This window comes from Stenotrophomonas sp. YJH_SMC_20, assembly GCF_059367845.1.
Genome location: NZ_JCAFRG010000007.1, coordinates 202,448 through 222,196, shown reverse-complemented (window position 1 = coordinate 222,196; position 19,749 = coordinate 202,448). Strand labels below are relative to the sequence as shown.

Genomic DNA, 19,749 nt, shown 5'->3' with positions numbered 1-19,749 from the left:
ATAGAACCGGGCCTGGCGATGAAATCCGCGCCAACCATACAGCCGATAGGTCGCCACCCAGCGCCTGACCGTGGAGGCCTCCAGGCTGTGGCGACGAGCAACGGCTTTGACTGATGTGGACGTCTTGCAGGCCTCTTTGGCAACCTGCAGTTTGAAACGAGCGTCGTATCTGTTCATGTATCCCTCGGGGTTGGATCTGGCGTCCAACTCCCGGGGGTCACTTCACCATGGGGGCTTGGCAGCCGCATCCATGCGGCTGACACCCCGCACTCCGACACCGCCCCACCTCTGACAGTTTGCCGCGATCGGGTAGATCCACGCCATGCGTGGATGAATTTCTGTCAGATATCGAAATTCAAACTGGGGTCAGATCCGTTTTCCGAAGGAAAACGGATCTGACCCCAGTGCCATTCCGACAGCTCGCGGAAAACTGTCGAAGGCGGGGTGGGTCCGGTTGCGGGAGTGTCCGCGGCATGGATGGGTTTACGGCGTCTCCCGCAACCGGACCCACCCCGCCTACCCACGAGTAGTCAGCTTTTGCCGTTGCCGTTGATTCGGCAGGTGCAGGGCTGCAAGCCCTGCCGAACACCCCCTACCTGCGGGGTGCGAGCTGCTCGAGCATTTCCCAGGACTTCAGGCCGCGTGGCCCGAGGTGATGGGCCAGCACCCGCCGCATCGGCAGGCGCAGGCTGGCCAGGTCGGCGGCAGCGGGCTCTTCGTCGGCCGCCAACGCCAGCAGCGCCGAGCCAGTGGCCGCCGCCCGGCGCTCCCCGCCGCGCTCGCTCAGCAGTCGCTGCGCGCCTTCCTGAGGATCCAGTTCGTAGCGCGCCGCCGGGTCGATCGGCTGGCCATCGCTGGCGCTGTCCAGATCGAAACCCAGGCCCAGCGCGGACAGCAGCTCGCGTTCGAAGCGACGCAGGGTCCAGGCCAGGCCGGCGCCCACGGCCAGCCGCGCACGTGCCTCGCCGTAGGCCAGGTACAACTCAGGCAGCGGGTCCTGGCGCGGGGCCAGGCGCAGGGTCAGTTCACTCAGGTAGAAGCCGGCCAACATCGCCTGGCCGACCAGGCGTGGCGCGGCATCCAGCGCCTCGGCACCGCGCAGCTGGGCCAGTTCACCGCGCTGCTGGGCACTGAAGCGGATCCATTGCAATGGCTGCAGGGCAGCGCGCAGCACCTGGCCCTTGGCGGTTGACACACCACGCGCGAGCAGGCCGATACGGCCATGCTGCGCGCTCAGCACTTCGACCAGCAGGCTGGTCTCGCGGTAGGCCCGTGCATGCAGCACGAAGCCGGTGTCGTCCTCGATCAGCATCGAAGCGACCGCAACGACTTACTCGTAACCGAAGGCCTTCAGTGCGGCCTCGTCGTCGGACCAGCCTTCACGCACGCGCACCCAGGTCTCCAGGAACACCTTGGCCCCGAACAGACGTTCCATCTGCAGGCGGGACTTGGCGCCGATCTCCTTCAGCCGGGTGCCACCCTTGCCGATCACGATCGCCTTCTGGCCTTCACGTTCGACCCAGATAACCGCACCGATGCGCAGCAGGTTGCCATCTTCGGTGAAACGCTCGATTTCCACCGTGGTGGCATACGGCAGTTCCTCGCCGAGCTGGCGCATCAGCTGCTCGCGCACCAGTTCACCGGCCAGGAAACGCTGGCTGCGGTCGGTGATCTCGTCCTCGCCGAACATTGGCGGGGCTTCCGGCAGCAGCTTCAGCACATCGCGCACCAGCGCTTCCAGGCCGTTGCGCTTCTGCGCGGAGATCGGATGCACGGCGGCGAAGTCGCGACCTTCGGTCACCTGCTGCAGGAACGGCAGCAGCGCGCCCTTCTCCTTCAGGCGATCGATCTTGTTGACCACCAGCACCACCGGAATGCCAGCGTCGCGCAGCACATTGAAAGCCAGGCTGTCCTCTTCATCCCAGCGGCCGGCTTCGATCACCAGCAGGCCGGCGTCGACGCCTTCCAGCGAGCCGCGCGCAGCGCGGTTCATCACCCGGTTCATCGCCCGCTTCTGCACCTTGTGCAGGCCGGGGGTGTCGACCAGCACCAGCTGTCCTTCCGGATAGGTGGCGATGCCCAGCAGGCGATGGCGCGTGGTCTGCGGGCGGTTGGAAACGATGCTGACCTTGGCGCCGACCAGGGCATTGGTCAGGGTCGATTTGCCCACGTTCGGGCGGCCGATGACGGCCACGCTGCCGCAATGATGGGAAGTTTGTTCGCTCACTTGGAATCCAGTTGTTCTAGGACGGCCGCAGCCGCCTGTTGTTCGGCAAGCCGCCGCGAGGCGCCTTCGCCCTCGGTGCTGGCGGCCGGGTCGGCTACGTTGCAGCGTACCCGGAAGTGCTTGGCGTGGTCGTCACCGGATTCTGACACCAGCTCGTACTGCGGCAACGCCTTCTGTCGGGCCTGCAGCCATTCCTGCAGGCGGGTCTTGGGATCCTTCTCAGGCCGGCCCGAGGCCGGCAGCGCCTCGATCGAAGCACTGAACCAGGGCAGCACCACTGCCCGGCAGGCCTCGAAGCCGGCATCCAGGTAGATCGCAGCCACCACGGCTTCCACCGCATCGGCCAGGATCGAGTCGCGGCGATGACCACCGGACTTCATTTCGCCCGGGCCCAAGGTCAGCCGCTCGCCCAGTTCCAGGCTGCGCCCGATCACCGCAAGCGCGCCTTCACGCACCAGCTCTGCGCGGGCACGGGTCATCGCCCCTTCGTCGGCCTTGGGCCAGCGCCGGTACAACGCCTCGGCCGCCATCATGTTGACGATGCTGTCGCCAAGGAACTCCAGCCGCTCATTGTGCGGCGCACCGGCACTGCGATGCGTCAGCGCCTGCTTGAGCAGCGCCGGGTCGCTGAAGGCATGACCGATCAGGTCGCCACGTTGGATGAATTTACTGGGCACCGCTTCGTGTCAGGTCCTGGGAAGAATCGAATTTGCCAACCACATCGAGGTTGCCGATCAGCTGACGGCGCACTTCGTAGTTGACCTTGAGGGTCCAGCCATTGTCGCGACGGTCGAACTTCACGTTGGCCGGCTTCACGTTGTCCGAGTAGTTGATGTACAGGCGCTTGAAGAACAGGTCCTGGATGCGCGCCGGCTCCATGCTGCCCACGCCCGGCTCGTTGGCCAGGCTCTTCATCGCCGAGCGCACAGCGTAGTACTCCTGATACATCGGGAACAGCTTCATGCCGATGTAGAGGAAGAAGCCCACCACGATCAGGACCGTCAGGAACGAGGTCAAGGTCATGCCACGCTGCGTGTTCATCGTCTTCATTGCGTTCTCCCCAGATACGCGTTGGATGTGAAGGTACTCAGTTGATGCTCGAGCCGATCCGCGACGGCTCGAAGCCATCCTTGCACAACCAGCCCTGGCAGTTCAGCCAGATCAGGAACGCCTTGCCGCGCAGGTTTTCTTCCGGCAGCAGGCCCCAGAACCGGCCATCATCGCTGTTGTCGCGGTTGTCGCCCATCACCAGGTACTTGCCGGCCGGCACGGTCCACTGGCCCTGGCCGCGCGGATAGTCGGTCTCCAGCACCGTGTGGGTGCGGCCCGGCAGGTGCTCGAGCAGCAGGTTGGCGCCCTCGCCCTGGCCCTTGTGGCCGGCGTAGATACCCTTGTTGTCATACTTCAGCGGCTCGCCGTTGAGGATCACGCCGTCGCCTTCAAAGACCACGGTGTCACCCGGCACGCCGATCACGCGCTTGATGAAGTTCTCGCCCTTGGCCGGATCGTTCTCGCCATGGCCGGGGAAGTGGAACACCACCACGTCACCACGCGACGGCTCGCCAAACGGCACGATCTTGGTGTTGCTGATCGGCAGGCGCAGGCCATAGGAGAACTTGTTGACCAGGATGAAATCGCCGATCAGCAGGTTCGGCATCATCGAACTGGATGGAATCTTGTACGGCTCCGCAATGAAGCTGCGCACGACCAGCACGATCGCCAGCACCGGGAAGAACGCACGCGAGTAATCCACCAGCACCGGCTCGGAATCGAGCAGGCCCGCGCGCTGGGCGCGACGCTTGGCGAGGTACAGCTTGTCCGCAAGCAGGATCAGGCCCGAGGCCAGGGTCAGCACGACCAGGAGGATCTCAAACAGTTTCATTCAGGGTCCTTTGCAACGTCACCAGACGACCGGCCCCGCAGGGCCGGTGCGGGCTTACTTGTTGTCCATCTGCAGCACGGCCAGGAACGCTTCCTGCGGGATCTCCACGCGGCCGACCTGCTTCATGCGCTTCTTGCCTTCCTTCTGCTTTTCCAGAAGCTTCTTCTTGCGCGAAACGTCGCCACCATAGCACTTGGCCAGCACGTTCTTGCGCATGGCCTTGACCGTGGTGCGGGCGATGATCTGCGAGCCAACGGCGGCCTGGATGGCCACGTCGAACATCTGGCGCGGGATCAGGTCCTTCATCTTTTCGCACAGCTCGCGGCCGCGGCGGTCGGCATGGCTGCGGTGCACGATCAGCGACAGGGCATCGACCTTGTCACCGTTGATCAGCACGTCCACGCGCACGAACGGGCCCGCGTCGAAGCGCACGAAGTGGTAGTCCAGCGAGGCATAGCCACGGCTGACCGACTTCAGCTTGTCGAAAAAGTCCAGCACCACCTCGGCCATCGGCAATTCATAGCTGATCTGCACCTGGCTGCCCAGGTAATTGATGCCGATCTGGCTGCCGCGCTTTTCTTCGCACAGCTTGATGATGTTGCCGATGTACTCCTCGGGGGTGAGCACGTTGGCACGGATGATCGGCTCGCGGATCTCCTCGACCTGGTTCACCGGCGGCAGCTTGGCCGGGTTGTCCATGTTGATGATCGAGCCATCGGTCTTCAGGACTTCATACACCACCGTCGGCGCGGTGCTGATCAGGTCCAGGTTGTATTCGCGCTCCAGGCGCTCCTGCACGATTTCCATGTGCAGCATGCCGAGGAAACCGCAGCGGAAGCCGAAGCCCATCGCCTCGGAGCTTTCCGGCTCGAAGCGCAGCGCGGCATCGTTCAGGCGCAGCTTGTCCAGCGCTTCGCGCAGGTCCGGATAGTCCTCGGCATCGACCGGGAACAGGCCGGCGAACACGCGCGGCTGCATTTCCTGGAAGCCCGGCAGCGGCTTCGGTGCCGGGTCGCCGGCCAGGGTCAGCGTGTCGCCGACCGGCGCACCGTGCACGTCCTTGATGCTGGCGGTGACCCAACCCACTTCACCGGCCTTCAGCGCCGGCAGCACCTTGCGCTTCGGGGTGAACACGCCAACGTTGTCGACCTGGTGGTTGCGGCCGGTGGACATCACCTGCAGCTTGTCACCGGCCTTGATCTCGCCCTGCATCACGCGCACCAGCGACACCACGCCCAGGTAATTGTCGAACCACGAATCGATGATCAGCGCCTGCAGCTTGTCGGTGTCGCGCGGCGCCGGCGGCGGGATGCGGTGCACGATCGCTTCCAGCACATCCTGCACGTTCAAGCCGGTCTTGGCGCTGACCGGCACCGCGTCGGAGGCGTCGATGCCGATCACGGCCTCGATCTCGGCCTTGGCGCGCTCGATGTCGGCGGTGGGCAGGTCGATCTTGTTGATCACCGGCACCACTTCCAGGCCCTGCTCCACCGCGGTGTAGCAGTTGGCCACCGACTGCGCTTCCACGCCCTGGGCGGCATCGACCACCAGCAGCGCGCCTTCGCAGGCGGCCAGCGAGCGGCTGACTTCATAGGAGAAGTCGACGTGGCCGGGGGTGTCGATGAAGTTCAGGTGGTAGGTCTGCCCGTCCTTGGCCAGGTACGGCAGCGACACCGACTGCGCCTTGATCGTGATGCCACGCTCGCGCTCGATCGGGTTGGAGTCGAGCACCTGCGCTTCCATCTCGCGGGCCTGCAGGCCACCACAGAGCTGGATGATGCGGTCGGCCAGCGTGGACTTGCCGTGGTCGACATGGGCGATGATGGAGAAGTTGCGGATGTTCCGCATCGAATCAGAAGACATAGGTGGCGGCGGCGCGCGGCGTCGTCAGGGTAACGGTCGATTATCGCATGCCCGGCGCCCGCCCGCGAAAACGGCCTCATCGAGCCGGGCCCGGAATGGCCGAAGCCCCGCCGGGGCGGGGCTTCGGGGGAACCACGTGGCCGGCGGGGCGGCCCTGCACCGGCCTTATTGGCCAGCCTTGACCGCTACGAACGCGCTGTTGCCGCTGCCGGTGCGCACCAGCAGCATCACCACGTCGCCCTTCTTGTAGCTGGACAGCGCACGGTTCAGCGCGTCCACGCTGCCGACCTGGGTGCTGGCTACCTGCAGGATCACCATGCCCGGAGACAGGCCCGCATCGCGCGCGCCCTGGCCCTTGACCCCGGTGATGCGCACGCCCTCGCCCGATTCCAGGCCCAGCTGCTTGCGCTGCGGCGCGGTCAGGTCACTGACGTCCAGCCCCAGCAGGGCGTTGGCGCCGGCCTGTGGAGCCGCATCGCTGTTGACGGCAGCCGGGCCACGCGAACTGGCCTGGGCATCTTCGGTCAGTGCGGTCAGGGTGGCGCTGAGGTCGCGCGGCTTGCCATCGCGGATCACGCCCAGGGTGACCCGGCTGCCCGGTGCCATCGCGCCGATCAGCGGGGGCAGGTCGGACCAGCTGTTGACCGGCGCGCCGTTCACCGAACGGATCACATCGCCGATCTTCACCCCGGCCCGGGCTGCAGCCGAGTCCGGCACGATCTGGTTGACCAGGGCGCCGCGGCTGTCCGGCAGGCCCATCGCCTGCGCTTTCAGGCCGTCGATTTCCTGCACCACCGCGCCGAGCTGGCCACGGGTGACTTTGCCGGTCTTCTTGATCTGCTCGACCGCGCTCATCGCCAGGTCGATCGGGATCGCGAAGCTGATGCCCATGTAGCCGCCCGAAGCAGAGAAGATCTGCGAGTTGATGCCGACCACTTCGCCACGCGTGTTCAGCAGCGGGCCACCGGAGTTGCCCTGGTTGATCGCCACGTCGGTCTGGATGAAGGGCACGTAGCGCTGGTCCGGCCCGCCGGTGCTGCGGCCAAGGGCACTGACCACGCCGGCAGTGACCGAGTGATCGAGGCCGAACGGCGAGCCGATCGCGACCACCCATTGGCCCGGCTTGAGGGAGTTGGAGTCGCCAACGCGCACGGTCGGCAGGTTCTTGCCGTCGATCTTCAACAGCGCGACGTCGTACTGCTGGTCGCTGCCCACCACTTTCGCGGTGAACTCACGGCGGTCGCCCAGCTTGACCTTCACCTCGCTGGCATCGGCCACCACGTGGTAGTTGGTCAGTACATAGCCATCGGGCGAGATGATGAAGCCCGAGCCCATGCCACGGCCCTTGATGCTGGGGCCGCCATCCGGCCCACCCGGCCCCTGCCCGGGCATCGGGAAGTCCGGGCCGAAGAAGCGGCGGAAGAACTCCGGCATGTCATCGTCGCCCATCGGGCCGCGGGCGACCTGGCGGTTGTTGCGGACGATGGTGGTGTCGACGTTGACCACGCCCGGGCCGACCTGTTCGACCAGATTGGTAAAGTCGGGCAGGCCGCTGACCAGCGGCTGCGCCGGTGCCCGCGCTGCTGCAGCTGGCGCAGGCTGGGTCTGCGCGGCAGGCGCGGGGGCCTGTGCGCAGGCCACCAGGGGAAGGGTCAGGGCCAGCAGACCCATGGCCTGCGTGCGGAGTCGGGGAGTCATCGGACGGCAACCTCCGGATCGGATGGAAAGAGGAATACGGACCCCGCCGGCGGCGGGGCGTGAAAGCGCCCGGCTCAGTCGCGCGGGCGCGGCGGCACCGGCAGGTCGTCCTGCAGGCGCGGCTCGAACGGATAGAACGCCGCGCCGCCGGCATGGGCCGGGAAGCTGGCATTGAGTGCGCCACCGGCAGCGGGCGCCAGGCTGGAACGCGGCCACGGCCGGGCCTGCAGTCCGCCCACCTCGCCGAACGGCAGGTTGCGGCTGGCGTTGGCCGGCACGGTCGGGGTCAACGGCGCCGGCGCTGCGGCGACGGCCCGTTGCGGGGCCTCGTCGCGCTGGGCGGCACGCGCAGCCTGCTGGGTACGCGTGGCGCTGGCACGGCGGGCGTCCTGACGACGGCTGGAAGCGGCCATCGCCACAGCCGGCGCAGCAGCCACGGCCATCGCGGCCGTATCCACCGAAGCCTCGGTCACCGGGGCCGGCGTGGTGGGCGCCGGCGCCAGCTCCGCCTGGCTGGCGATCACCTGCGGCGCCAGCGGTTCACCCGGCGTGGCCTCCTTCAGCTTCTCGCCGCCGATGAACAGCGCGACGGCGGCCACCGACGCGGCCAGGGCGGCGCCGCCGCCCCAGGCCCGCCAGCCACTGCGGCGTACCTGGCGACGCGGCTCGACCTGCGGCGCCGGTTCGGCCGCGATGGCGGCGGCCACGGCCGCGCTGAAGCCGGCCGGCGCCAGCGCCGACGCCTGCCCGCGCATCACGTCGCCCAGCAGCTGCCAGCGTTCCTGGCATCCGGCCAGCTCGGGGTCGTGCTCCATCCGGCGCAGCAGGAAGCGCGCTTCGTCGGCGCCCAGCTCACCATCGACCAGGGCCGACAGCTGCTCGCGATGGCGCTGGTCCAGGCGCTGTCCGGCGGGCGATTGGTGGTTCTGCGATTCGTTGAACGGTTTACTGGTCATACGCGGCTCTTCTCACGGGTGGCGCTGCCGATGTCCAGCAGCGGCCGGAGTTCGGTGTCGATCGCCTCGCGCGCCCGGAAGATCCGTGAACGCACCGTGCCGATCGGGCACCCCATCTTCTGCGCGATATCCTCGTAGCTCAGGCCTTCCACCTCGCGCAGGGTGATTGCCGACCGGAGTTCTTCCGGCAGCGCGTTGACGGCCTTCATTACCGTCTGTTCCAGCTCCTGGCGCATCAACTCGCGTTCGGGCGTGTCGGTGTCGCGCAGGCGGGTACCGGTGTCGAACTGTTCGGCGTCGCCGATGTCGATGTCATCGGTCGGCGGCCGTCGATTGTGTGAAGCCAGGTAGTTTTTGGCGGTATTCACGGCGATTCGATGCAACCAGGTTGAGAACTGGGCGTCGCCACGGAAACTCCCGATCGCGCGGTAGGCGCGGATGAAAGTGTCCTGGGCGACGTCCTGACATTCGCTCCAGTCGGCGATGTAGCGACCGACCAGGGCCACCACCCGATGCTGGTACTTGCGCACCAGGACATCAAAGGCGGCACTCTCGCCGTGCTGCACGCGCCGGACCAGTTCCAGATCCAGCTCCTGTGGTGTATCAACCTCGGCCATGAGGGGCCGCACTCCTGTCAGCCCAACCGACGTCGGGCAATGAGACTGCCAATCCCGGGAAAAGTTCAGTCGCCGATCACCTGGCGCCGCACCAGCTTTTAACCACCGTTCCGTTAGCGTCCCGCTCCACGGCCATGGATCCGGGGGCGCCACTCCCCTGCTATTGGGATTTGACGCGGGGGAAACAACCTCTGGATCATAGCCGCTTCTCCATACACAACCGGATGGAACGTCCATGCTCTCAGGCTTCGATGGTCTCCGCTTCAGCCACTGGCACCCCGAGATCCGCGACGACGGCGTGGTGGTTCTCTCCCTGGATCGTCAGGACAGCAGCGTCAACGCCATGTCGCAGGACGTGCTGCTGGAGCTGGGCGACCTGCTTGAGCGCATCGCGCTGGATCCGCCCAAGGGCGTGGTGATCCAGTCGCTGAAGAAGGCCGGCTTCATTGCCGGTGCCGACCTGAAGGAGTTCCAGGAGTTCGACCGTCGCGGCACTGTCAACGACGCGATCCGGCGTGGCCAGGCCACCTACCAGAAGCTGGCCGAACTGCCCTGCCCGACCGTGGCGGCGATCCATGGCCACTGCCTGGGAGGCGGCACCGAACTGGCGCTGGCCTGCCGCTACCGCGTGGCCTCCAACGACAGCAGCACCCGCATCGGCCTGCCGGAAACCCAGCTGGGCATCTTCCCGGGCTGGGGCGGCAGCGCCCGCCTGCCGCAACTGGTAGGTGCACCGGCGGCGATGGACATGATGCTGACCGGCCGCACCCTGTCGGCGTCGGCCGCGCGGGGGATCGGCCTGGTCGACAAGGTGGTGGCGCCGGCGGTGGTGCTCGACACCGCCGTCGCGCTGGCGCTGTCCGGCACCAGCCGCCCGTTCAAGCAGCGCGCGATGGCCTGGGCCACCAACACCTGGCTGGCACGCCGGCTGCTGGCGCCGCAGATGGTCAAGCAGGTCGCACGCAAGGCGAAGAAGGACCAGTACCCGGCGCCGTACGCGCTGATCAGCACCTGGCAACGCAGTGGCGGCAAGCCGATCCAGGCGCGTTTGGACGCCGAGCGGCGCGCGGTGGTGAAGCTGGCCAGTACACCGACCGCGCGCAACCTGATCCGCATCTTCTTCCTCACCGAGCGACTGAAGGGCCTGGGCGGTGGTGATTCCGGCATCCGTCACGTGCACGTGGTCGGCGCCGGCGTGATGGGCGGCGACATCGCCGCGTGGGCCGCCTACAAGGGCTTCGAGGTGACCCTGCAGGACCGTGAGCAGCGCTTCATCGACCCGGCCATGGAACGCGCGCAGGCGCTGTTCGCCAAGAAGGTGCGTGACGAGAGCAAGCGCCCTGCCGTGGCCGCGCGCCTGCGTGCCGATCTGGAAGGCAACGGCGTGGCCGAAGCCGATCTGGTGATCGAGGCCATCATCGAGAACCCCGAGGCCAAGCGTGCGCTGTACCAGACGCTGGAACCGAAGATGAAGCAGGACGCGCTGCTGACAACCAACACTTCGTCGATCCCGCTGGTGGAACTGCGCGATCACATCCAGCGCCCGGCGCAGTTCGCCGGCCTGCACTATTTCAACCCGGTCGCGCAGATGCCGTTGGTGGAGATCATCCATCACGACGGCATGGCGCCGGAAACCGAACGCCGCCTGGCCGCGTTCTGCAAGGCACTGGGCAAGTTCCCGGTGCCGGTGGCCGGCAGCCCGGGCTTCCTGGTCAACCGCGTGCTGTTCCCTTACATGCTGGAAGCGGCCACCGCGTATGCCGAAGGCATTCCGGGTCCGGTGATCGACAAGGCCGCCGTGAAGTTCGGCATGCCGATGGGACCGATCGAACTGATCGACACCGTGGGGCTGGACGTGGCTGCGGGCGTGGGCCGCGAACTGGCGCCGTTCCTCGGCCTGCAGATTCCGGCGGCCCTGCAGACGGTGGAACAGGACAAGCGCGGCAAGAAGGATGGCCAGGGCATCTACACCTGGGAGAACGGCAAGCCGAAGAAGCCGGACGTGGCCAGCGATTACCAGGCCCCGGCCGATCTGGAGGACCGCCTGATCCTGCCGCTGTTGAACGAGGCGGTTGCGTGCCTGCACGAAGGTGTAGTGGCCGATGCGGACCTGTTGGATGCGGGCGTGATCTTCGGTACCGGTTTCGCGCCGTTCCGTGGCGGCCCGATCCAGCACATCCGTGCGGTGGGTGCCGATGCGATCGTCGAGCGGTTGAAGGCGCTGCAGCAGCGGCATGGCGACCGCTTCGCCCCGCGCCCGGGCTGGGACAACCCCGCCCTGCGCGAACCGGTGGTCTGAGTTTATCGGCCGGGCCTGCGGCCCGGCACCCGCAGAAGCAAAAACCAGAGCCAGAGCCGGAGCAACAGCCGGCTCTGGCTTTTCTGTTTGTTGGGCGGGGCGGTGTCGGTTGGTGAACTGCGATGACTGGTAGGTGTCGACCTTGGTCGACACGCTTGATCCACGCCATGCGTGGATGCGAGCGAAGCGACGTTTGCTTTTGATTTTCTTTTTCTTCTCCGTGGCTGGACAGCACACGGAAACTGTCAGAGGTCGGGCGGGTGGGTGGCGCAGGGGCGTGAGCCGCATGGATGCGGCGATCGAGCTTACATGGGTGAGGGCGCTTTGCTTGCGAAGCACTGCTTCGCGAGCGACCGAACGCACAGCCGCCAGCGGCTGGGCTGGGCCCCGGAGGGGGACTTGCAGCGTCCCCTGCGCCACCCACCCGCCCGGCCACGCGCGGCTTCTGCTTTTGCTTCTGCCTTCAGCGACCAACCAGCCAGCCACGAGGGGCTGCGCCGTTGGCTGGAACAACCTGTTACCCATACAGGGCATGTGCCCGTCACAGCTGCATGCGATGCTCACCACCTGATCCCTGCCAGCGAGAACGCCCGCATGACCACCATCATCGCCCCGCGCGTGCACGACATCGGCGGCCTCGAAGTCCGTCGCGCCGTCCCCACCCTGCAGGCGCGCAGCATCGGCTCGTTCGTGTTCGTCGACCAGATGGGCCCGGCACTCATGCACCCCGGCACCGCCATCGACGTGCGCCCGCATCCACATATTGGCCTGGCCACCGTAACCTACCTGTGGTCGGGCGCGATCGGCCACCGCGACACGCTGGGGTCGGACCAGGTGATCCGTCCCGGCGACGTCAACTGGATGACCGCTGGTCGCGGCATTGCCCATTCCGAGCGGACACCGCAACCGGACCGCGCCCACGACAACCCGATCCACGGCATGCAGACCTGGGTGGCGCTGCCGAAATCGCACGAGGAAATCGAACCGGCCTTCTACCACCATGCCGCGGCTACGCTGCCCGAGCAGCGCCGCAACGGTGCCTGGCTGCGGGTGATCGCCGGCCGCGCCTATGGCGAGGAATCGCCGGTGAAGGTGTTCGCCGATACCCTCAACGTGGCGATCGATCTCGACCCGGATGCGGAGATCGATATCGATGACGGCCACCGCGAGCGCGCGCTGTACATCCTCGAAGGCGACGCACAGCTGGATGGCGTGGACATCCCTGCACAGCATCTGGTGATTCCCGAGGCCGGCGCACGCGGCCGCCTGCGCGCGAAGACGCCGGTGAAGGCGATGCTGTTCGGTGGCGAGCCGCTGGATGGCCCGCGCCACCTGTGGTGGAACTTCGTATCCAGCTCGAAGGAGCGCATCGAGCAGGCCAAGCACGATTGGGAGGCCGGCCGATTCGGCACCATTCCGGGCGACGACAAGGAGTTCATTCCGCTGCCGCAGTATTGAACATCGCGTGTTGCACACATCCGAGGGTGTATCCCTGCACCCGGCGTTGACGCTACAGTCACCCGCTGATCACTGCAATGTGACATAAATCACACTTTCGCCCTCAAAGGAGTGCAACACATGAGCATGGGTAAACGCTTGTCCGCCGAATTCCTCGGCACGTTCTGGCTGGTGTTGGGCGGCTGTGGCAGCGCGGTGCTGGCCGCCAAGTTCGGTGGCGACGGCAATCCTCTGGGTATCGGGTTCCTCGGCGTCGCCCTGGCCTTTGGCCTGACCGTGGTGACCGGCGCCTATGCGTTCGGCCATATCTCCGGCGCGCACTTCAATCCGGCAGTCAGCGTCGGCCTGTGGGCCGGCGGCCGCTTCCCTACCAAGGACCTCGTGCCGTACATCATCGCCCAGGTGGCTGGCGGCCTGCTGGCCGGCTTCATCCTGCTGCAGATCGCGTCGGGGGCCAGCGGCTTCGCCATCGATGGCAGCCAGGCCGGTGCGTTCGCCAGCAATGGGTATGGCGCGCTGTCGCCTGGCGGTTACAGCGTGGCAGCGGCCTTCCTGTGCGAAGTGGTGCTGACCGCCGTGTTCCTGATCGTGATCATGGGCGCCACCCATGGCAAGGCGCCGGCTGGCTTTGCGCCACTGGCGATCGGCCTGTCGCTGACCCTGATCCACCTGATCAGCATCCCGGTCACCAACACCTCGGTGAACCCGGCCCGTTCCACCGCCGTGGCCTTCTTCGCCGGCAGCGGCGCAGTAACCCAGTTGTGGCTGTTCTGGGTCGCCCCGCTGCTGGGCGGCGCGATCGGCGGCATCATCTACAAGTGGATCGGCAACGACCGCTGAGGCCTGTGCGCACCATTGCGGCCGACCATCGGCCGCAATGGTTACGTCTGCAACTTCGATTTGTGCGATCGCTCACGTTCCGTTAAGGTTGAGTTGACCGTCCGTGCACACGCCGGGCGGGGCGGCATCCGGGGATGGGATGCCACGGCCGCCAGTCCATCTGGTGGAGCCACACGACCGACCACCTTGGGGGATGCATGAAGTTCGCGCCTGTAGTGTTGTCGAGCCTGCTGTTCGCCGCGGCCCAGGCTGCCGCGCAGGCTCCCGCGGAATGTCCTTCGTTGCCGGCCAGCAGTGGCCTGCAGTGGCAGCAGCAGGTGTTGGCCGACCTTCTGGTCTGCCGCGCCAGCACCGGGGATGGACGCGAGGTACTGAGCCTGATGCTCAGCGCGCGTGACCCTGATATTCCGTTGAACCGGGCACTGCGCCAGGAAAAAGGCAGCTTCGGCGGTGAACCGCTTTACTGGTACCAGCCCGATCTCGGTGGCCAGCAGCCGCCCGGCTATGCCGAGCGCCGCATCAGCGTGGTCAAGCTGGACAAGAAGCGCTACGCGCAGATTTCGCTGTACCCGGACAGCGCCCAGGAGCTGGGCTCGCTGCAGCAGTTGGCGCAGGGCATGAGCCTGACCCCGTCAGCCGTGGCCGCGGGGCGCTGAAGGTGACGGGGATGACTGCCTGGCAGCATCCCCGCAGGATCCGACTCGCGGGACGTCCGCCGGGCGTGGCCCGGCGGCGTTGCCGGCTTCTTTCGACGGGCCATGCCCGGCGCAATCCATCAGAACTTGCCTTCCTGGAAATCGACGAAGGCCTGCATCAGTTCCTGCCGTGTGTTCATCACGAACGGCCCGTGGCGCATCACCGGTTCGCGCAGCGGACGGCCGGCCACCAGGATCAGCCGCGCGCCTTCGCTGCCGGCCGAAAGGTGCAGCTGCTCACCGCCGCCCAGCACCGCCAGCTCCTGGCGTGCCACGTCACGCGCGGCGTCCTGCTCCCCCACGGTCACGCCACCTTCGAACACGTATGCAAAGGCATTGTGCCCTTCCGGCAACGCATAGGTCCAGGCGCGATCCGGGGCCAGCGTGATGTCCAGGTACAGCGGATCGGTGGCCGGCTGCACGATCGGGCCCTGCGTGCCATCCACGCTGCCGGCAATCACCTTCACGTCCACGCCCGGCTCCGGGTGCACCACGGGAATGCGCTCGGGCGCGAATTCCTGGTACTTCGGGTCAGTCATCTTCTCCTTTGCCGGCAGGTTCACCCACAGCTGGAAGCCGCGCATCTGCCCGCTTTCCTGCTCGGGCATCTCCGAATGCACCAGGCCACGCCCAGCGGTCATCCACTGCACGCTGCCCGGGGTCAGCAGGCCTTCGTTGCCGTGGTTGTCACGATGCCGCATGCGCCCGTCGAGCATGTAGGTGACGGTTTCGAAGCCGCGGTGCGGATGCTCCGGAAACCCGGCGATGTAGTCCTCGGCACGATCGGTACCGAACTCATCGAGCAGCAGGAACGGATCCAGGTCGGGCAGCGTGGGGCCACCGATGACGCGGGTCAGGCGCACGCCGGCACCGTCGGAGGTGGGCAGGCCACGGATGGTCCGCAGCACGCGGGCCGGTTCGGGAAGGCTCATGGCGACTCCTGTTGGATGGATGCCACTGAAGATGGACGCCACACGGCCGCACGCCAATGGACGGCGCCGCAACCGATTGTTCCATCCCTGATGTTCGCTGCACGTCAGCACAACAAACGTACGACCAAAGTACTACCGCCGATTCGTCCTGTGCCAATTGACCCTGTCGAGGGCACGCGGGACTCTTTGTCTGTCTTTCCGGGAGAGAGCACCTCATGAAAGGGTTTTCCAAACTGGGCTGGGCGGTACTCGCCCTGCTCGGCGCATTCTGTCTGGGCACCGTGGCACTGCGCCGCGGCGAGCACATCAATGCGCTGTGGATCGTCGTCGCCGCGGTTTCGCTGTACCTGGTCGCCTACCGCTTCTACAGCCTGTTCATCGCCAACAAGGTGATGCAGCTGGATCCGACCCGGGCCACCCCGGCGGTGATCAACAACGATGGCCTGGACTACGTGCCGACCAACAAGCACGTGCTGTTCGGCCATCATTTCGCCGCCATCGCCGGCGCCGGCCCGTTGGTCGGCCCGGTGCTGGCCGCGCAGATGGGCTACCTGCCCGGCCTGCTGTGGCTGGTGGTGGGCGTGGTGCTGGCCGGCGCGGTGCAGGACTTCATGGTCCTGTTCCTGTCCAGCCGTCGCAACGGCCGCTCGCTGGGTGACCTGGTGCGCGAGGAGATGGGCCAGGTACCCGGCACCATCGCCCTGTTCGGTGCGTTCCTGATCATGATCATCATCCTGGCGGTGCTGGCGATGGTGGTGGTCAAGGCGCTGGCCGAAAGCCCGTGGGGCATGTTCACAGTGATCGCGACGATGCCCATCGCGATCCTGATGGGCGTCTACATGCGCTATATCCGCCCTGGCAGGATCGGCGAGATCTCGGTGGTCGGCCTGATCCTGCTGCTGGCCGCAATCTGGTACGGCGGCAAGGTCGCCGCCGATCCGGTGTGGGGCCCGGCGTTCACCTTCACCGGCACCCAGATCACCTGGATGCTGATCGGCTACGGCTTCGTCGCCTCGGTGCTGCCGGTGTGGCTGCTGCTGGCCCCGCGCGACTACCTGTCGACCTTCCTCAAGATCGGTACCATCATCGCGCTGGCCGTCGGCATCCTGATCGTGATGCCGGAACTGAAGATGCCGGCGCTGACCCAGTTCGCCGCCAGCGGTGATGGCCCGGTGTGGAAGGGCGGCATGTTCCCGTTCCTGTTCATCACCATCGCCTGCGGTGCGGTGTCGGGCTTCCATGCGCTGATTTCGTCCGGCACCACGCCGAAGCTGCTGGCCAATGAAGCGCACATGCGCTACATCGGCTACGGCGGCATGCTGATGGAATCGTTCGTGGCGGTGATGGCGCTGGTGGCGGCCTCGATCATCGACCCGGGCATCTACTTCGCGATGAACAGCCCGGCCGCCGTGATCGGTGCCGATGCGGCCTCGGCGGCGCACTACATCACCAACACCTGGGGCTTCACCATCACGCCCGAACAACTGACCGCGACCGCGGCGGCGATCGGTGAACCGACCATCCTGCATCGCGCCGGTGGTGCGCCAACGCTGGCGGTGGGCATCGCGCAGATCCTGCACGAAGCGATTCCCAGTGGCAGCGACGCGATGATGGCGTTCTGGTACCACTTCGCGATCCTGTTCGAAGCACTGTTCATCCTGACCGCAGTGGACGCCGGCACCCGCGCCGGACGCTTCATGCTGCAGGACCTGCTGGGCAATTTCGTGCCGGCCCTGAAGAAGACCGAATCGTGGACCGCCAACATCATCGGCACTGCGGGTTGCGTGGCACTGTGGGGCTACCTGCTCTATACCGGCGTGGTCGATCCGTTCGGCGGCATCCAGACGCTGTGGCCGCTGTTCGGCATCTCCAACCAGATGCTGGCTGGCATCGCGCTGATGCTGGGCACGGTGGTGCTGTTCAAGATGAAGCGTGACCGCTATGCGTGGGTCACCGCGGTACCGGCGGTGTGGCTGCTGATCTGCACCACCTACGCCGGCTTCATCAAGATCTTCGACAGCAACCCGGCACAGGGGTTCCTGGCCCAGGCACACAAGTTCCAGGCTGCCATTGCCAGCGACACCATCACCGCACCGGCCAAATCGGTGGCCCAGATGAAGCAGATCGTGGTCAACGCCTACGTCAACACCGGCCTGACCGCGCTGTTCCTGCTGGTGGTGGGCGCTGTGCTGGTGTATTCGATCAAGACCATCCTGGCGGCACGCCGCAATCCGCAGCGCAGCGACCGCGAGACCCCTTACGTGGCACTGAAGCCGCACGAAATGGTGGATCTGTGATGAGCACGCAACTGGTTCCCGCCGGCCAGTACCAGGCGCACCGCCGCATCTGGCGGCGCCTGGTGCAGACCGCACGTCTGTGCTGTGGCATTCCCGATTACGACAACTATGTCCGGCACATGCTGGAAAAGCACCCGGACCAGGAGCCAATGGACTACAAGACGTTCTTCCGCGAACGCCAGGAAGCGCGCTACGGTGGGCGCAATGGTGGCCGCTGCTGTTGAGGGTTGGGTGCCGGGCTTGCAGCCCGGCGCCCGCAGAGGCAACTGCAACTGCAACGGCGAAAGCGTCGGCTCTGGTTTTCCGTGAATTTGGCGGGGTGGTGTCGGATGGCGGGGACGCCGTAAACCCGTCCTTGGGGCTTGGCCGCAGCATCCATGTCGCGGACACCCCGCCATCCGACATCACCCCACCTTCGACAGATTTCCGTTGACGGCAAGAAGCATCAGGGGGCAGATCCGTTTCCGCGGGGAAACGGATCTGTCCTTTCTTTGTTCATGGATACCCATGAAGTGCATCCACGCATGACGTGGATCTATCCGGTGGCAGGCAAAAAGAAAGCCGAGCGTGGGCTCGGCTCTGCACGGGGAAAGCGTGTCCACGGCAATTGCCGTGAACACGCAACATGATCGTCAGCTCAGGACTCAGGCGCCGGCCATCCACTTCAGGATCAGGCCGGTGACATACGCCAGCCCGGTGCCGGTGGCATAGCCCACCGTACCCAGCAGCACGCCCACCGACGCCAGCGTCGGGTGGAACGCTGCTGCCACCACGGGAGCCGAAGCGGCCGCCCCGATGTTGCCCTGCGAACCGATCGCGAAAAAGAACAACGGCGCGCGCAGCAGCTTGGCCATCACCCACAGCACCAGCACATGCGTGGCCATCCAGATCGCGCCGAGCAGGAACAGCCAAGGCCGATCCAGCAGCGACAGCAGGTTCATCTGCATGCCGATGCAGGCAATCAGGAAGTAAAGGAACACCGTGCCCAACCGCGAAGCGCCTGCCGCTTCCAGCCGGCGCGCACGGGTGAAGCTCAGGCCCAGGCCCATCGCCGTGGACAGCAGGATCACCCACACGAACTGGCTGTCCAGGCTGAACTGGCTGGCCCAGCTGATATTGGCCTTGAACCAGCCCGACAGCGGCGCGGCGATGGCGTGGGCCAGGCCGACGCCACCCAGTGCCACGCCGACGATCACCATCAGGTCGGTCATGCTGGGGATGCGCGCGTTCTGTGCCTCGTAGGCGCTGATCCGTGCCTTCATCTCGTCGATGGCGCGGGTGTCGGCCCCGTTGCGGGTATCGATCTGCTGCGCGCGGTTGGCCAGGAACAGCAGGATCGCCATCCACAGGCTGGCACAGGCCACGTCGACCACGGCGAACTGGCCGAAGGTGGTGGCGTCGGTGCCGAACACCTCGCGCATGGCCACCATGTTGGCGCCGCCACCGATCCAGCTGCCGGCCAGCGCGGCCATGCCGGCCCAGGTATCACCGGCCACGGTTTCCGGGTGGATCAGCTTCATCAGCTGGAACGAGACGATTGCGCCGAGCATGATGCCAGCGGTACCGGCACAGAACACGAGCAACAGCTTCGGGCCGAGCTTGATGACGCCCTTCAGATCGATCGACAGGGTCAGCAGGACCAGTGCAGCCGGCAGCAGCACGTCACGCGCGACCGGGTTGTACAGCGAGGTGTTGTGGCCATCGATGACACCGGCGGTGTTGTAGATGGCGGGAATGAAGTAGCACAGCAGCAGCGCCGGCACCCAGGCGAAGATCTTCTTCAACAAGGGGGTCGGACCACTGGCAGCCCAGAAGATCAGGGCCAGGGTGGCGGCGATCAGGCCCAGTCCAACGATATCGTTGCTGATCAGGGCGGTAGCGGGTTCGGTCGGCATGGGATCCTCTGTCGATCGAAAAAACGGAAAAAAAAGCGCCGCATAAAGCGGCGCAGTTCCAGATTAACACTGTCTTCACGCCGGGTCATG

Annotated in this window: 18 protein-coding genes; 6 read left to right on the top strand and 12 right to left on the bottom strand. The window is 66.2% G+C overall.

From position 1 onward, the window contains the following. From AC5P6A_RS14005 to rpoE, 10 genes are all read right to left on the bottom strand, one after another. A partial coding sequence (locus AC5P6A_RS14005) for a transposase (protein ID WP_495222329.1) occupies positions 1-177 on the bottom strand: 177 nt, incomplete at its 3' end. A gap of 415 nt (positions 178-592) precedes the next feature. After that, positions 593-1,312: a DNA repair protein RecO gene (recO, locus tag AC5P6A_RS14000; protein ID WP_171952934.1), complete on the bottom strand. Its 720-nt coding sequence runs from the start codon at positions 1,310-1,312 to the stop codon at positions 593-595. An 18-nt stretch (positions 1,313-1,330) separates the two neighbouring features. After that, positions 1,331-2,227, bottom strand: a complete 897-nt coding sequence (era, locus tag AC5P6A_RS13995; protein WP_019662166.1) for a GTPase Era — start codon at positions 2,225-2,227, stop codon at positions 1,331-1,333. After that, on the bottom strand, positions 2,224-2,904 hold the full coding sequence (gene rnc, locus AC5P6A_RS13990; RefSeq protein WP_019662167.1) for a ribonuclease III: 681 nt from the start codon (positions 2,902-2,904) through the stop codon (positions 2,224-2,226). The genes era and rnc overlap by 4 nt, the downstream gene beginning before the upstream one ends. Further along, positions 2,894-3,277 (bottom strand): DUF4845 domain-containing protein, encoded by a 384-nt coding sequence (locus tag AC5P6A_RS13985; protein WP_010482821.1) that lies wholly within the window; start codon positions 3,275-3,277, stop codon positions 2,894-2,896. The genes rnc and AC5P6A_RS13985 overlap by 11 nt, the downstream gene beginning before the upstream one ends. A 37-nt stretch (positions 3,278-3,314) precedes the next feature. After that, a complete protein-coding gene (lepB, locus tag AC5P6A_RS13980; RefSeq protein WP_019662168.1) occupies positions 3,315-4,109 on the bottom strand; it encodes a signal peptidase I in 795 nt (264 codons plus the stop codon). Positions 4,110-4,163: 54 nt separating this feature from the next. Continuing rightward, on the bottom strand, positions 4,164-5,957 hold the full coding sequence (gene lepA / locus AC5P6A_RS13975) for a translation elongation factor 4 (RefSeq protein WP_019662169.1): 1,794 nt from the start codon (positions 5,955-5,957) through the stop codon (positions 4,164-4,166). A 180-nt stretch (positions 5,958-6,137) separates the two neighbouring features. After that, positions 6,138-7,670: a DegQ family serine endoprotease gene (locus tag AC5P6A_RS13970; RefSeq protein WP_227844699.1), complete on the bottom strand. Its 1,533-nt coding sequence runs from the start codon at positions 7,668-7,670 to the stop codon at positions 6,138-6,140. A 74-nt stretch (positions 7,671-7,744) separates the two neighbouring features. Next, positions 7,745-8,626, bottom strand: a complete 882-nt coding sequence (locus AC5P6A_RS13965) for an RseA family anti-sigma factor (RefSeq protein WP_134732519.1) — start codon at positions 8,624-8,626, stop codon at positions 7,745-7,747. Then, on the bottom strand, positions 8,623-9,243 hold the full coding sequence (gene rpoE, locus AC5P6A_RS13960) for an RNA polymerase sigma factor RpoE (protein ID WP_019662172.1): 621 nt from the start codon (positions 9,241-9,243) through the stop codon (positions 8,623-8,625). The genes AC5P6A_RS13965 and rpoE overlap by 4 nt, the downstream gene beginning before the upstream one ends. A 235-nt stretch (positions 9,244-9,478) precedes the next feature. Between rpoE and AC5P6A_RS13955 the strand changes: the two genes are divergently transcribed. The 4 genes from AC5P6A_RS13955 to AC5P6A_RS13940 all read left to right on the top strand — a co-directional run bounded on the left by AC5P6A_RS13955 (position 9,479) and on the right by AC5P6A_RS13940 (position 14,496). Further along, complete coding sequence (locus AC5P6A_RS13955) at positions 9,479-11,542, top strand: 3-hydroxyacyl-CoA dehydrogenase NAD-binding domain-containing protein (RefSeq protein WP_171952935.1); 2,064 nt, start codon at positions 9,479-9,481, stop codon at positions 11,540-11,542. Positions 11,543-12,136: 594 nt separating this feature from the next. Further along, entirely contained in the window at positions 12,137-13,000 is an 864-nt protein-coding gene (locus AC5P6A_RS13950; RefSeq protein WP_021203180.1) for a pirin family protein, read from the top strand. Between the two features lie 120 nt (positions 13,001-13,120). Then, on the top strand, positions 13,121-13,840 hold the full coding sequence (gene aqpZ, locus AC5P6A_RS13945) for an aquaporin Z (RefSeq protein ID WP_260833087.1): 720 nt from the start codon (positions 13,121-13,123) through the stop codon (positions 13,838-13,840). A gap of 197 nt (positions 13,841-14,037) precedes the next feature. After that, positions 14,038-14,496, top strand: a complete 459-nt coding sequence (locus AC5P6A_RS13940) for a hypothetical protein (RefSeq protein ID WP_019662176.1) — start codon at positions 14,038-14,040, stop codon at positions 14,494-14,496. A gap of 119 nt (positions 14,497-14,615) precedes the next feature. Here AC5P6A_RS13940 and AC5P6A_RS13935 read toward each other — a convergent pair whose 3' ends face one another. Next, positions 14,616-15,467, bottom strand: a complete 852-nt coding sequence (locus tag AC5P6A_RS13935; protein WP_227844698.1) for a pirin family protein — start codon at positions 15,465-15,467, stop codon at positions 14,616-14,618. Positions 15,468-15,682: 215 nt separating this feature from the next. On the opposite strand from AC5P6A_RS13935, the gene AC5P6A_RS13930 reads away from it, so the two are divergent. Both AC5P6A_RS13930 and AC5P6A_RS13925 read left to right on the top strand, forming a co-directional pair. Then, positions 15,683-17,764: a carbon starvation CstA family protein gene (locus tag AC5P6A_RS13930; RefSeq protein ID WP_019662178.1), complete on the top strand. Its 2,082-nt coding sequence runs from the start codon at positions 15,683-15,685 to the stop codon at positions 17,762-17,764. After that, positions 17,764-17,988, top strand: coding sequence for a YbdD/YjiX family protein (locus tag AC5P6A_RS13925; RefSeq protein WP_005410613.1), 225 nt, complete (start codon positions 17,764-17,766; stop codon positions 17,986-17,988). The genes AC5P6A_RS13930 and AC5P6A_RS13925 overlap by 1 nt, the downstream gene beginning before the upstream one ends. 420 nt (positions 17,989-18,408) lie before the next feature. On the opposite strand, the gene AC5P6A_RS13920 is transcribed toward AC5P6A_RS13925, so the two are convergent. Then, positions 18,409-19,659, bottom strand: a complete 1,251-nt coding sequence (locus AC5P6A_RS13920) for a DUF819 family protein (protein ID WP_180877971.1) — start codon at positions 19,657-19,659, stop codon at positions 18,409-18,411. Positions 19,660-19,749: the final 90 nt, after the last annotated feature.